Consider the following 13,226-nt stretch of genomic DNA (forward strand, 5'->3'; position numbering starts at 1 on the left):
CGTCCTGGGCGCGATCGACTACGCAAAGTGACGAAAGCGCCCCGACCGGCCTCGCTCGACTGCGGAGGAGCACGGACGGCGTTGACGCCGATCACCGGTGGCCTCGGTCACCTCGGGAACAGCGCGCCCCGGCTCCGCCGCCGCCCGGCCCGGGCGGGCGAGGCCTCCTCCGGGCGGGTGCGCAGCCGTAGCTGGGTCTCCGCGCCGCCGAGCACGGCGGAGCGGCCGAGCGCGAGGTCCCCGCCGGTGGACTCGGCGAGCTTGCGGACGATGTCCAGCCCGAGGCCGGTGGAGCCCTCGCCGCCGTGGCCCTCGCCGCGCTTGAGGGCGGCGGCCGGGTCACGGTAGCCGGGGCCGGCGTCGCCGACCAGCACGATCACCGAGCGGTCGGTGGCCAGGACGTCCACCGAGAAGGCGGTGCCGACGGCGGTGTGCCGGAAGACGTTGCCGAGCAGCGCGTCGACGGCGGCGGCCAGGTCGCCGCGCTGGACGGGCACCGGCGCGGGGCGCTCGGCGCCGGCCAGCTGCCAGCGGCGGCCCTCGTCCTCGGCGAGCGCGGACCAGAAGCCGACCCGTTCGCGGATCACCTCGGCGGCGTCGCAGCCGACCGCGACGGCAGGCGAGTCCTCGGGGGCGCGACGGGCGGAGCGGATGATCTGGTCGACCTCGCGCTCGAGTTGGGCCACCGCGTGCCGGGTGGCGTCGGCCGCGTCGCCGTCGCCGAGCGAGGCGGCGTTGAGGCGCAGCACGGTCAGCGGGGTGCGCAGCCGGTGTGACAGGTCAGCGGCCAACTCACGTTCGGCGGCGAGGAGTTGGACCACCCGGTCGGCCATGGTGTTGAACGCGTGGGCGGCTTCGCGCAGTTCCTCGGGGCTGCCGTCGATCTGCTTGCCCTCCACCGGGACGCGCACCGCGAGGTTCCCGGCGCCGAGCGAGCGGGCGGCGGCGGCGAGCCGGCGGGCGGAGGCGACGATCCGGCCGCCCATCCGGTCGGCGACCAGCACCGAGATGGCGACCAGGCCGAGCGCGACCGCGGAGAGCACCAGCCAGGCGGTGGAGACGCCCCGGGTGAGGTCGCTCTCGGCGACGAACACCTCGACCACGGCGGTCCGGCCGGTGTCCACCGCGACCGGCTGGAGCAGCGCGTAGCCGCCGGGCACGGCGACGGTGAAGGCCCGGCCCTGGCCGCCGGCCGTGGCCACGTCCGCCGCGGCGGCCCGCCCCTCCCCGATGGTCGGCCCGCCCGGGCCCTCGACACCCGCTTCCCCGGTGTCCACCGCCCCGGCCGGCACCGGCAGGTGCACCGCCATCCGCCCCTGCGCCCCCGCGTCGGTGCTGGCCAGCGCCCGGTCGATGGCGTCCTGGTCGGTGGTGATCGCCAGCGCCGGCCCGAGCGCCGCGGCCTGCCGTTCGGCGGCGGTGAACGCCCGGTCCCGGGCGGTCTGTTGGACCATCAGGCCGAGCGGGATCAGGAAGGCCAGCGCGACCATGGTGGTTCCGGCCACCGCGGCCTTGATCAGGGCCCAGCGCAGCGAGTGCGCGAACCGCTTCACGTCCGGTGCTCCGCGGGGCCGGCGGGGGCCTCCAGTCGGACCCCGACGCCCCGGACGGTGTGCAGGTAGCGGGGGTCGGAGGCGGTCTCGCCGAGTTTGCGGCGCAGCCAGGAGAGGTGGACGTCGATGGTCTGGTCGCCGCCGTAGGTCTGCCGCCAGACCTCGGCGAGGATCTCCTTGCGCGGCACCACGACGCCGGGCCGGGCCGCCAGGAAGGCCAGCAGGTCGAACTCACGCCGGGTCAGGTCGAGCGCCCGCCCGTCCAGGACGGCCTCGCGCCGCTGGAGGTCGATGGCGAGTCCGCCGACCCGCAGCACCTGGGCGACGGGTGCTGCGCCGCCGCCGAGCCGGCGCAGCACGGCGGCCATCCGGGCGCTCAGGTGCTCCCCGGAGAAAGGTTTCACCAGGTAGTCGTCGGCGCCGTCGTTGAGCAGCCGGACGATCTCCGCCTCGTCGTCCCGCGCGGTGGAGATGATCACCGGGACGTTGGTCAGGCCCCGGATCATCTTGAGCGCCTCGCTGCCGTCCAGATCGGGCAGGCCCAGGTCCAGGATCACCAGGTCGCAGCCGACCTGGGCGACCTCCCGCAGCGCCTCCAAGGCCGTGCCCACACTGCGGACCGCGTGACCGCTGTCGGTCAGGTGGCGGATGAGCGCGGACCGTACGAAGGGGTCGTCCTCGACCACGAGCACTGTTGCCATGGACCTGCACGGTACGCCATCGGCGGGCAGTGGTCTGTACCTCAGGGGTGGGTCCGGTGCGGGTCCGGACATGGTGCAACTGCCTTGCCGAACACCGGGGGTGCCGGTCTCCGCCGACCGGGAAATACGGCAGGATGTGCGGACGATGCGGAACGGACTAGTACAGCTCTGCGCCTGGGCGGCGGCCACCGGGGCGGCGGTGGCGCTGTCCTGGCTCGGCGTGCACGCGGTGCTGACCGGGGCCGCGTTCGAGCAGCCCACCGCACTGCCGCTGCCCTCCCCGAAGGCCGGCGGCACGCCGCACAGCGCGACCGCCGCCCCCGGCCCGGCGCCGACGGCGGACACCCCGACCCAGTCCGCCTCCCCGACCGCGACCACCACCGCCGCGCACTCCCCGGCCAACGCCGCGGCCACCACCGCGGCCGCCCCGCCCACCAGGCGGCCGGTGCCCACCACCACGTCCACGGTGCGCAGCTACCCGATCCCCGGCGGCCGGGTCGCCCTGGACATCCGCGCCGACCAGGCCTCGCTGGTCTCCGCCACCCCGGACCCGGGCTGGCAGATGCAGGTGTGGAACGGCGACCAGTGGATGCGGGTGGACTTCACCAAGGACAACCAGGCCAACTCGGTCTTCGTCTACTGGAACGGCCACCCGCCGGTCGTGGAGACGGCGGTCCGCTGATCCGGCGCCGGGCGGACCGGCGCGCAACTGTTCCGTTTCATCCTGGTCAAGCTGCGCCCCGGGGCGGGAGAATCGGCGGCGCCGCTGTACAGAACGCCCACCGGAGGACGGAGCCGCGATGCCCCCCGCCCAGTCCCCGAGCTCCCCCGGCTCACCCGACTCCCCCGCCCCCCAGGGCGCTTCCACGACCCCGGCGGGCGGCGGGAACGACTCCATCGACGCCCTGGACGGCCGGCTGATCCGGCTGCTGGCGGAGGAGCCCCGGATCGGCGTGCTGGAGTGCTCGCGCCGGCTGCAGGTCGCCCGCGGCACGGTGCAGGCCCGGCTGGACCGGCTGCAGGCCAAGGGGGTGATCAGCGGGTTCGGTCCGGAGGTGGACCCGGCGGCGATCGGCTACCCGGTGACGGCCTTCGCCACCCTGGAGATCTCCCAGGGCCAGGGCGCGGACGTGCGGGCGCACCTGGCGCGGGTGCCGGAGGTGCTGGAGCTGCACACCATCACCGGGATCGGGGACATGCTGGTGCGGATCGTGGCCCGCTCAAACGCGGACCTCCAGCGGGTGATCGACCGGGTGGTGGGCTTCGACGGGATCGTCCGCTCCTCCACCGCGATCGTGCTGGAGAACCCGGTGCCCTACCGGATCCTGCCGCTGGTGGACCAGGCCGCCGCCGAGTAGGACGGTCCGTCGGGGTCGATGCGCCGACTCGGCATAGGCATGAGGCCCTGGAGCGGCACTCCGGGCACTATCTGGCCGGTCCCGCTGTGGCCGGCCTGGTCCGGGCCCAGTTGCAGGAGTACGCGGCCGGGTCAGCAGCTGGGGACGCTGCCGCCGCTCTTCAGCGCGTCCAGCGCCGCGACCGACTCGGCGAGCGTGCCCACCGGCACCAGCCGCAGCGTCCTGGGGGTGTTCACCTTGGCGTCCGTGCACTCGTCCTTGGGGACCAGGAAGACCGTCGCGCCGTCCCGGGCCGCCGCCTGGGTCTTCAGCGGGACGCCGCCGACCGGGCCGACGGTGCCGTCCTTGTCGATGGTGCCGGTGCCCGCGATCTTGAGCCCGCCGGTGAGGTCGCCGCCCTTGCCGTCGCCGGCCAGCTTGTCGACGATGCCCAGCGCCAGCATCTGCCCGGCGCTGGGGCCGCCCACGTCACCGAGGTCGACCTTGACCTTCACCTGGTCCGGCGAGAGGTGGAGGTAGCCGAGCGCGGCCGCGGTGGCGCTGTCCTGCGACTCCGCCATCTGCTGGGCCGTCTCCGCGTTGGCCTTGGCCGGGTTGCTCTGCGGGTACACCACCTCGGTCGGCTGCACGGCCTCCTTCGGGTCGAACCAGGCCTGCAGCGAGCGCCACAGGGTGGTCCGCTGCTCCGGGTTGGTGGCCGTGATGGTGACCATCCGCAGCTCGCCCGTGGTGCCGCGCAGCGGCGCCCCGCTGATGGTGAGCACCGGCCTGTCCTGGTACGCGCCCAGGGTGTCCGCGGTCAGGCCCGGCCAGGTGATGGTGTACGGCAGCGGGACGAAGGCCGCCACGCCGAACAGCGCGGCGACCAGCACCCCGCAGAGCGCGAGCGCGCGGGTCCGCGGGGACGAGAGGGCCTTGGGCAGCTTGGTGTCGGACACAAGGGGAATCCAAACACACCCGGCACCGCCGCGTGATCCGCCGGCCCGCTCGCTCCGCTCAGGCGCGGAGGCTACCTCAGGGCGTCGGCGACCTCGGTGGCCGCCTCCACCACCCGCGGGCCGACCCGCTCGGGCACCAGCCCGTTGAGCATCACGACGCCGACGCTGCCCTCGATGCCGCTCAGCCCGAGCAGCGCGGCGGCGGCCCCGCTGGCCCCGGACTGCTCCTCCGCACGGGTGATGACGAAGCCCTGCTCGGGCCGGCGCTGGCTGGGGAAGGTGCGGGCCTCCAGGATCGCCCGGCCGGCCGCGCTCTCGCCGAGCGGGTGGCGCAGTCCGGTGCGGTAGGCGACGTGGAAGTCGGTCCAGCTGGGCTCGACCACGGCGACGGCCAGCGCCTCGTTGCCGTCCACCAGGGTCAGGTGGGCGGTGGCGCCGAGGTCCTCGGCCAGGCTGCGCAGGGCGGGCAGCGCGGCCTCGCGCAGCAGCGGGTGCACCCGGTGGGCCAGCCGCAGCACACCCAGTCCGACCCGGGCCCGGCCGCCGATGTCGCGGCGGACCAGGCCGTGCTGTTCCAGGGTGGCGAGCAGCCGGTAGACCACGGTGCGGTTGACGGCCAGCCGGGCGGCCAGCTCGGTGACGGTGAGCCCGCGCTCGGAGTCGGCGAGGAGTTTGAGGACGCGGACGCCGCGGTCCAGCGTCTGGGAGGTCTCGGCAGTCACGACGGGCGGTCCTTTCCGCGGCGCTCGCGGGGCGTACGGCGCCGGGCCCGGGGGGGCGGTGTCGCGCGCAGGTGGGGGTGGCCGCGCTCGGGCCGTACGGTGTCGTCCTTGACGGCCGCACGGTCCTGCGGAGCCCGTCCCGCGGGGGTTGCCCGGTGGAAGAGCGTGGGGGAAAGGTAGTGAAGGAAATGTCGCGGCGGAAGTGGTTGTCCAAAATTCGGGCGTGATCGTCATCGACGCCGCCGGGAATTCCGGACAAACCCTGCCATTCCCCCAGCCCTGCCGGGGCGTCGGTTCGACGCCGGTCCGATGTCCGGACACGCCGGAACGGACGGGTCCGGACCGGTCCGGCCCGGACCCGCCTGCCGGACCGTTACTTCGCCCACTCCCGGATCTTGGCGATCCGCGCCTTCAGCTGGTTGGCGGTGGCCTGCGCGGTCAGCGGCCCGCCGCACTGGCGGCGCAGCTCGTTGTGGATGGTGCCGTGCGGCTGGCTGGTGCGGTGGTGCCAGGCGGCCACCAGCGCGTTCAGCTCCTTGCGCAGCTCGCGCAGCTCCTGGTGGGTGACCACCGGCCGCTGCTCGGCCGGCAGCTCCAGCAGGTCGGCCTCCTCGGCGGGCTTGGCCTTGCTGCGCTGGATCTGCCGGTGCTGGCGCTTCTGCAGCAGCATCTGCACCTGGTCCGGTTCCAGCAGGCCGGGGATGCCGAGGTAGTCCTCCTCCTCCTCGCTCCCGGGGTGGGCCTGCATGCCGAACTCCATGGCGTTGTACAGCACCCGGTCGAAGACCGCCTCGGAGCCCAGCGCCTCGTAGGAGAACTCCTCGCCGCCCGCGCCGTCCGGCCCGTCGTTGGCCCGCTCGGCCTCGGCGAGCAGCCGGTCCTCCTCGTCGAAGAGGCCGTCGCCCTCCTTCTTCGGCCGGTCCAGCACGTGGTCGCGCTGGAGCTCCATCTCGTTGGCGAAGCCCAGCAGCATCGGGATGGTCGGCAGGAACACCGAGGCCGTCTCGCCGCGCTTGCGGGCGCGCACGAAGCGGCCGACGGCCTGGGCGAAGAACAGCGGGGTGGAGATCGAGGTGGCGTACACGCCGACGCACAGCCGGGGCACGTCGACGCCCTCGGACACCATGCGGACGGCGACCATCCAGCGCGAGGTCCCCTCCGCGTAGTCGGAGATCCGCTTCGAGGCCTCGGCCTCGTCGGAGAGCACCAGGGTGACCTTCTCGCCGCTGATCTCGCGCAGCATCTTGGCGTAGGCGCGGGCCACGTTCTGGTCGGTGGCGATCACCAGTCCGCCGGCGTCCGGGATGGCCTTGCGGACCTCGGTCAGCCGCCGGTCGGCGGCCTGGAGGACGGAGGGGATCCACTCGCCCTGCGGGGACAGCGCGGTGCGCCAGGCCTGGGCGATCAGGTCCTTGGTCATCGGCTCGCCGAGCCGGGCCTCCAGCTCGTCGCCGGACTTGGTGCGCCAGCGCATGTTGCCGCTGTAGCTGAGGAAGATCACCGGGCGGACAACGTGGTCGGCGAGCGCGTGCCCGTAGCCGTAGGTGTAGTCGGCGATGGACTTGCGGATGCCGTCGCTGCCCGCGTCGTACGCGACGAACGGGATCGGGTTGGTGTCCGAGCGGAACGGCGTCCCGGTCAGCGCGAGCCGGCGGGTGGCCGGCTCGAAGGCCTCGAAGCAGGCCTCGCCCCAGGACTTGGAGTCACCGGCGTGGTGGATCTCGTCCATGATCACGAGGGTCTTGCGGGCCTCGGTGCGGTTGCGGTGCAGCATCGGGTTGACCCCGACGCCCGCGTAGGTGACCACGATGCCGTGGTAGTCCCGGGAGAGCGGCCCGGAGGAGTACGCCGGGTCCAGCCGGATGCCTATCCGCGCGGCGGCCTCGGCCCACTGCTTCTTCAGGTGCTCGGTCGGCGCGACGACCGTCACCTGCTGCACCAGGTGGTTGTGCAGCAGGTACGAGGCCAGGGTGAGCGCGAAGGTGGTCTTGCCTGCGCCCGGGGTGGCGACCGCGAGGAAGTCGCGCGGCTGGGTCTCGATGTACTTGTCCAGCGCACCCTGCTGCCAGGCCCGCAGCTTGCCCGCGGTGCCCCAGGGGGCGCGGCCGGGGAAGGCCGGGGAGAGGTGGTGCGAGGCGGCGGGTGCGGCATGGCCGACGGCCCGGGCGGGCTCCTGCGGCTCCGGTACGTCGGAGAACAGCGGCATCGAGGAGGCGGCGGCAGTACTCACGGTCTCCGAGGGGGATCATCGCAGGTCAGAGGCGGTTTTGCGGCCTCGCCCCGCGGTCGGGCGGCGATCGGACAACCCGCCCAGCGTACCGGTCCGGGGCTGTTCGGGCCTCCAGGCCGGGCTCCGCGCCGGGCCCGGACGGCCGGAAATCGACGTGACGCAGGTCACAGGCGATCGCCCTCAAAACCTCGTAATCCCCGGCGCCCCCGGGACTCTCACCAGGGTGAGGCCGCACCAACCCCACCTGCCGTCGCGCGGCCCGCACCGAACGAAGGGACCCACCCTTGCACTCCGCCGTCGAAGAGACCGTCCAGGCCCGGCTGATCCTCTCCCCGCACCGCTCCGCCCGGCTGCGCGTCGTCCTGTCCTACCTGCCGGAGGACCCGTTCGCGGTCCGGATGGCCTTCCCCGCCGAGTTCTCGCTGGACGAGGTCGCGGACGGCCGGAGCGCCGAGGACATCGTCTGGGTGTTCGCCCGCCGGCTGCTCTCCTCCGGCCGGGAGGAGCCGGCCGGCGTCGGCGACGTCCACGTCCGGCCCTCGGTCGGCCGGCGCACCATGGTCGAGCTGCGGGCCCCCGAGGGCACCGCGCTGCTCCGGTTCGACACCACCGACCTGCGGCGCTTCCTGTGGCGCAGCCGGCTGCTCGTCCCCGAGGGCGAGGAGCACCTGCACCTGGACGCCGACCGCGCGCTCGCCCAGCTGCTCGGCTGACGAGGCGCCCGGCGTCCGGGAGCGCCCCGCGCTTCCGGGCGTCAGAGCCCGTCAGCGCCGGTCGTGAGTGGGACGGCCGCCCGGCTCCGGGGCCGGAAAGGGCTAGCCCGACAGCTTGCGCATCAGCCGGACGCCCTGCGCCGCCGTGAGGTGCGGCAGGTAGGCCTTGCCGATCGCCCTGGTGATGCCGGGCAGCGCGGCCGGGTCGGGGTAGGCCATGTACATCGGCCGGTACTCCGGCTGGAACTTCGCCTTGAACGCCAGCAGCGAGCGGAAGCCGTACACGGGCTCCAGCACCCTGCCCATCCAGTCCAGCATCCGCTGCAGCCCGGTGGGCTCCTCGTCCTGCCCGGCGCGGGCCAGCGGCGCGCCCGACAGCGACAGGAAGCGCGCGCCCTCGGCCTTGAAGCCGAGCGCGGCCGAGGCGATCAGGAACTCGTTCACGCCCCGGAAGCCGTCCGAGCGCCGCCGCATGAAGTCCAGCGTCCAGCCGACCGCCACGCCGTCCTCGTACACCGGCATCCAGCTGGTCAGCCCGTGCACCACCCGCTCCCCGTCCACCGCGACCAGCACCCGCACGTCCGGGTCGTCCAGCTCCTCCAGCCCGCCGAGCGTGAAGCCCATCTCGGGCAGGCCCTTCTCGGAGACCCACTCCTCGGAGATCGCCCGGATCTGCTCCCGCAGCGCGAGCGGCGCCTCGTGGTACGTCCACCACTCCGCGGTGATGCCCTGCTTGCCGGCCTTGTTCAGGGCGGTGCGGATGTCCTGCCACTTGCGGCCGGTGAAGGCCAGCTCGGGTAGCGGCACCACGGTGTCCTCTGCGACCTGCACCGAGCGCCAGCCCAGTTGGGCGGTCGCCGCCCTGGTCTCGGCGCTGACGCTGTAGAAGCACGGCGTCCAGCCCCGTGCGTCGCAGTACCGGGCGAAGCCCGCCACCGCCCCGGCCCGGTCCTCCGGGGCGCCGAACGGATCGCCGGTGGTCAGCGCCACGGTGCCGACCACCCGGTAGGCGACGGCCGCGCGGCCCTGCTCGTCGAACCAGTAGTGGTTGCCGTCCCAGGTGGTGATGAAGGACAGCGTCCCGCCGCCGTGCGCGGTGAGCAGCGCCCGGGCGCGGGCGGCCGCCGCCGCGTCGGCGTGCAGCATCGGACGGCGGAACGCCGACAGCAGCGCGCCCAGCGCGACCACCCAGAACGCCAGCCCGCAGTACGTCTCCAGGAACAGCGCCACCGGGCCGACCGCGATCGGGTAGTCCGGCAGCAGGTCGTTGTAGGCGGGCGGCAGGAACTGCGCGGGCAGCCCGTTCACCAGCCCGCGCAGGCCCGCGCCGGGTTCGAACTGCCCGGCCACCAGCCGCCCGAGGCCCACGTACGCCGCCGCGGCGACCAGCGCGGCCCCGCCGACGACGGCGGCCAGCCGGCCCACCGCCCGGCCGGTCAGCCGCAGCCGGAACCGCTGCCGGGTGGCCAGCAGCAGGACGGTGGTCAGCAGCGGCAGCAGCATCGCCTCGACGAAGTACTGCACCACGTCCCCGCTGACCGGCCCGGCCTCGAAGTACAGCCAGGCCAGCAGCGCCGTCCAGAGCAGCTCGGTGGCGACGCTGATCCGCCAGGCGAACCGCAGGCCCCGGCGCAACCCCTCGGCGAGCACCAGCAGCAGCCCCGGGAACAGCGCGGCCATCAGCCGGCCGGGGGTGTCGAATATCCGCTCGACGGCGTGTGCCCGGGCGCAGTCGTGCGCCGAGACCGCGCAGAAGTCGGCCACCTCCTCCGGACTGAGCCGGTGGGAGAAGTACAGCTCGGAGAAGGTGTTGAAGGGCCCGCTGGCGTCGTCGTACAGCGAGGCGATCAGCGGTCCGCAGGCGGCGGCGACCAGGCAGAGCGCGACCAGCACCCGGGTCTCGGAGTGCGAGGAGCGGTGGCTGCGCAGGTACGGCCGGCCGCGGCTGAGCAGCGCGCCCACGCCGAGGCCGAGCAGTGCGGCGGCGCAGCGCTGGACGCTCTGCAGATGGCCGACGTACAGCGTCATGACCAGCGGGACGAGCAGCACCAGCAGGTGCAGCCGGCGGCGCCAGAGCACGGTGAGCCGGTAGCCCAGCACCCCGGCCAGGGCGAACAGGCCGACGCCGGGCCCGACCGAGGTCTGGTCGGCCACCGAGACGGTCCACTGCTCGCCGGCCAGCGAGCCGACTTCGACCAGCCCGGTGCCCAGCAGGGTGCCCGCGACCTGCCCGCCGACCAGCACCGCGAGGGTGCGCAGCCGTCCGAGCCGGCGCTCCGCGGCCGGGCCGACCAGGAGTAGCAGCAGGCTGGTGAAGACGTACGCGCCGATGCCCGAGCACCACAGCAGCGAGCTGACCGGCGTCCACCAGCGGCCCTCGCCGAGCGTGGGCGGGCCGACGCCGGTACGGGCGAGCAGCCGCGCGGACGGCCCGCCGGACAGGCTCCCGGCGGCCGCGCCGAGCGCCCAGAGCCCGGCCAGCAGCGAGAGGGTCAGCGGCGCCGAGCGCAGCCGGCCGCCGAGCACCCGGGCCGCCCGGCGGATCCGCTGGGGGCCCGCCTCCGGCGTGCGGGTGACCGGGGCGAGGTCGGCGCCCTGCTCCTGCTCGGCGGCCCGCGGCGGTGCGGCGAGTAGTCGGGTCACCGGATCAGCCCCGTCTGCCGGGCGAGCCAGGGCAGGTTCTGCTCGAAGGCCTGCCGGAACACCGTCCAGCTGTGCCCGCCGGGGATGGTCTGGTAGCCGACCTTCATGCCCGCCGCCTGCGCCGCCGCATGGATCTTCTCCTGCCCTGGCCGGAACCACGGGTCGTTGGCGCCGACCACGATCATGCCGGCGGTGTCGGGGTACTTCCTGGCGGCCATCAGGTGCACCGGGTCGACGGCGTCGAACGCCGTCTCGTCGCCCCCGAAGGCCTGGTCCACGGTTTCCTGGTGGGTGCCCAGGGTCGGCTCCTCCTGCCCGGAGATGTCCAGGAAGGTCCCGTACACGTCGGGCGCGTTGACGGCCAGCTGCAGGGCGCAGGTCCCGCCGAGCGAGAGCCCGCCGATGGCGAGGGCGCCGCGGCCGGTGGCGGTCTGCAGGTTGCGGTGGATCCAGTCCGGGATGTCGACGCCCAGGTAGGTCTGCGACTTGGCGATCCGGGAGTCCATGCAGAGCGGGTTGGCGAAGTTGCCGCCGGTCTCATCGGCGACCAGCACGATCGGCGCGAGGCCGTGGTGCCGGGCGGCGAAGGCGTCCAGGCTCTCCCGGAGGGCCCCGGAGTTGACCCAGTCCTCCGGCGCGCCGGGCTGGCCGGGCATCAGCACCACGACGGGCAGCAGCGGCCGGGGGTTGGCCCGGTAGGCGGGCGGCAGGTAGACGTAGCCGGGGCGGGGGCTGAAGCCGGACTTGGTGCCGGGGACGGTCACGGTGGAGAGGGTGCCCTTGTCCGGCAGGCCGGCCGGCGCGTGCCAGAGTTCGGCGAGCGGGCGGCCGGGTGAGCCCTGCACGGTGGCGGCGGTCCGTCCCATCGTCAGTTCGTCGGTGTGCGGCGCCAGCATGGCCCGGGCGGTCGGGTACTGGTCGAAGCCCCGGTTGACCTGCGAGGCGGCCATCAGCACCACCAGGACCACGCCGCCGACCGCCAGGAACCTGCGGCGGGTGGGCAGCAGCGACGCCCGGAAGCAGAGCAGGGCCAGGGCGAACAGTGCGACGGCCGTCCAGTGCAGGACGAAGTCCGGGGTGCCCTCCGGGAACGGGTGCCACCAGTCGTCGACGACGATCTTCACCAGGAGGGTCAGCACGGCGCCGAGCAGCAGGGCGCCGAGCATGCGCGGGGCGCGCCAGCGCTCGTGCCGGGATATCGCCAGCAGGGCGAGCGCGACCCAGCCCGCGGCGAGCACGGCGTACGGGACGGGGCCGTGGGTGAGCGGCCAGTCGATCGGGTTCCAGCGGGTGGCGAGGGTGAGCGTGGTCATGCGGCTTTGCCCGGCGGTGTGGTGTCGGCCAGGAATCCGTAGGCGACGACGTTGCTCTCGTAGCCGTGTCCCTCGCTGTACGCGCCGCCGCAGGTGATCACCCGCAGCTGTGCGTCGGCGGCCTGGCGGTAGACCCGGTCGTCCGGGAAGTCCTTTCGGTCGTGCACTTCGATGGCGTACAGCTGGTAGACGGCGGTGGCGCCGTCGGCGCGGGCGATCTCGATCCGGTCGCCCTGGCGGAGCGCTCCCAGGTGGTAGAAGACGGCCGGCCCGGCCTTGTTGTCGACGTGCCCCGCCAGGATGGCGGTGCCGCGCTGGCCGGGGCTGGCGCCGCCGCGGTACCAGCCCGCGAGGTTGCGGTCGGCCGCGGGCGGGGCCTGCAGGTGGCCGTCCGGGTCCAGGCCCAGCTCGGTGACCGGGGCGTCCAGCCGGACGGCCGGGATGCGGATCCTGGTCGGGGTGGACGGGCCGAGCGGCGGGACGATCGAGACCGGGGCGAAGCCGGACAGCGCCTGCCCGGTGCCCGGCGCGGGCGGCAGGACGGCCGAGCCGCCGTCGTGCAGCAGCCAGGCGCCGAGCACCAGCGCGGCACCGGCCGCCAGGGTGCCCGGCCAGGGGCTCCTGCTCTGCTGGACGCCCACGGGTGCTCCCCTCTGCCGGCCGGATCCCATTCCTGGGAGTTTCCTGGGAACTCATTCAATCGGATCGGACCCTAAGGCACGTCCCCACCACGGTCGTATCCGCACCCGCCGATCGGCAGGGTCGACGGCCCCGATCCTGCGCCCAGTGGACATTCGGCGACATAGCGTGACAGCGCCGTCGCGCGCACGGGCGCGGCGCTACCACCCGTCGAACAGCATCGACGCTCCGGCCCGCCGGTCCGGTTGCGTCAATCGGGCGATCGATCACGACCGTTCGCTGCGCCTCTCGGACCGTTCCGGCCCGCGTGGCATGCTGACCCGGTCATGGGCTCCATCGCCCTCCGGTCCGAACGGACTTCCGCACGCCGCACGCCTGCCGCGGGCACGACGCCCGCCCGCCCGCACGCCGCACGC

At 74.2% G+C, this 13,226-nt stretch carries 11 protein-coding genes; 3 read left to right on the top strand and 8 right to left on the bottom strand.

The window, feature by feature from the left end:
* Window positions 1-107: 107 nt before the first annotated feature.
* Both ACIG5E_RS11945 and ACIG5E_RS11950 read right to left on the bottom strand, forming a co-directional pair.
* On the bottom strand, window positions 108-1,532 hold the full coding sequence (locus ACIG5E_RS11945) for a sensor histidine kinase (RefSeq protein WP_396533266.1): 1,425 nt from the start codon (window positions 1,530-1,532) through the stop codon (window positions 108-110).
* Window positions 1,533-1,549: 17 nt separating this feature from the next.
* On the bottom strand, window positions 1,550-2,254 hold the full coding sequence (locus tag ACIG5E_RS11950; RefSeq protein WP_396533208.1) for a response regulator transcription factor: 705 nt from the start codon (window positions 2,252-2,254) through the stop codon (window positions 1,550-1,552).
* A gap of 145 nt (window positions 2,255-2,399) precedes the next feature.
* Between ACIG5E_RS11950 and ACIG5E_RS11955 the strand changes: the two genes are divergently transcribed.
* Together ACIG5E_RS11955 and ACIG5E_RS11960 are read left to right on the top strand one after the other, a co-directional pair.
* Window positions 2,400-2,936, top strand: coding sequence for a hypothetical protein (locus ACIG5E_RS11955; protein WP_396533209.1), 537 nt, complete (start codon window positions 2,400-2,402; stop codon window positions 2,934-2,936).
* 118 nt (window positions 2,937-3,054) lie between these two features.
* A complete protein-coding gene (locus ACIG5E_RS11960) occupies window positions 3,055-3,612 on the top strand; it encodes an Lrp/AsnC family transcriptional regulator (RefSeq protein WP_396533211.1) in 558 nt (185 codons plus the stop codon).
* 131 nt (window positions 3,613-3,743) lie between these two features.
* Here the strand turns inward: ACIG5E_RS11960 and ACIG5E_RS11965 are convergent, their stop codons facing one another.
* The 3 genes from ACIG5E_RS11965 to ACIG5E_RS11975 form a co-directional block, all read right to left on the bottom strand.
* Window positions 3,744-4,550, bottom strand: a complete 807-nt coding sequence (locus tag ACIG5E_RS11965; protein WP_396533212.1) for a S16 family serine protease — start codon at window positions 4,548-4,550, stop codon at window positions 3,744-3,746.
* Between the two features lie 71 nt (window positions 4,551-4,621).
* Entirely contained in the window at window positions 4,622-5,272 is a 651-nt protein-coding gene (locus ACIG5E_RS11970; RefSeq protein WP_030308168.1) for an IclR family transcriptional regulator, read from the bottom strand.
* Between the two features lie 373 nt (window positions 5,273-5,645).
* Entirely contained in the window at window positions 5,646-7,478 is a 1,833-nt protein-coding gene (locus tag ACIG5E_RS11975; RefSeq protein ID WP_396533268.1) for a DEAD/DEAH box helicase, read from the bottom strand.
* 308 nt (window positions 7,479-7,786) lie between these two features.
* Between ACIG5E_RS11975 and ACIG5E_RS11980 the strand changes: the two genes are divergently transcribed.
* Window positions 7,787-8,215 (top strand): SsgA family sporulation/cell division regulator, encoded by a 429-nt coding sequence (locus ACIG5E_RS11980; protein WP_396533213.1) that lies wholly within the window; start codon window positions 7,787-7,789, stop codon window positions 8,213-8,215.
* A 102-nt stretch (window positions 8,216-8,317) separates the two neighbouring features.
* On the opposite strand, the gene ACIG5E_RS11985 is transcribed toward ACIG5E_RS11980, so the two are convergent.
* Genes ACIG5E_RS11985 through ACIG5E_RS11995 form a run of 3 tightly spaced genes read right to left on the bottom strand, consistent with a single transcriptional unit; the run spans window position 8,318 to window position 12,812 of the window.
* The gene (locus ACIG5E_RS11985; RefSeq protein WP_396533214.1) at window positions 8,318-10,858 is read right to left on the bottom strand and encodes a rhomboid family intramembrane serine protease; all 2,541 of its coding nucleotides are present in this window, start codon (window positions 10,856-10,858) and stop codon (window positions 8,318-8,320) included.
* Window positions 10,855-12,171 (bottom strand): alpha/beta hydrolase, encoded by a 1,317-nt coding sequence (locus ACIG5E_RS11990; protein WP_396533215.1) that lies wholly within the window; start codon window positions 12,169-12,171, stop codon window positions 10,855-10,857. The genes ACIG5E_RS11985 and ACIG5E_RS11990 overlap by 4 nt, the downstream gene beginning before the upstream one ends.
* Entirely contained in the window at window positions 12,168-12,812 is a 645-nt protein-coding gene (locus tag ACIG5E_RS11995) for a class F sortase (protein ID WP_396533216.1), read from the bottom strand. Before ACIG5E_RS11995 ends, ACIG5E_RS11990 begins: the two co-directional genes overlap by 4 nt.
* Window positions 12,813-13,226: the final 414 nt, after the last annotated feature.

This window comes from Kitasatospora sp. NPDC053057, assembly GCF_044546945.1.
Taxonomy (GTDB): domain Bacteria; phylum Actinomycetota; class Actinomycetes; order Streptomycetales; family Streptomycetaceae; genus Kitasatospora.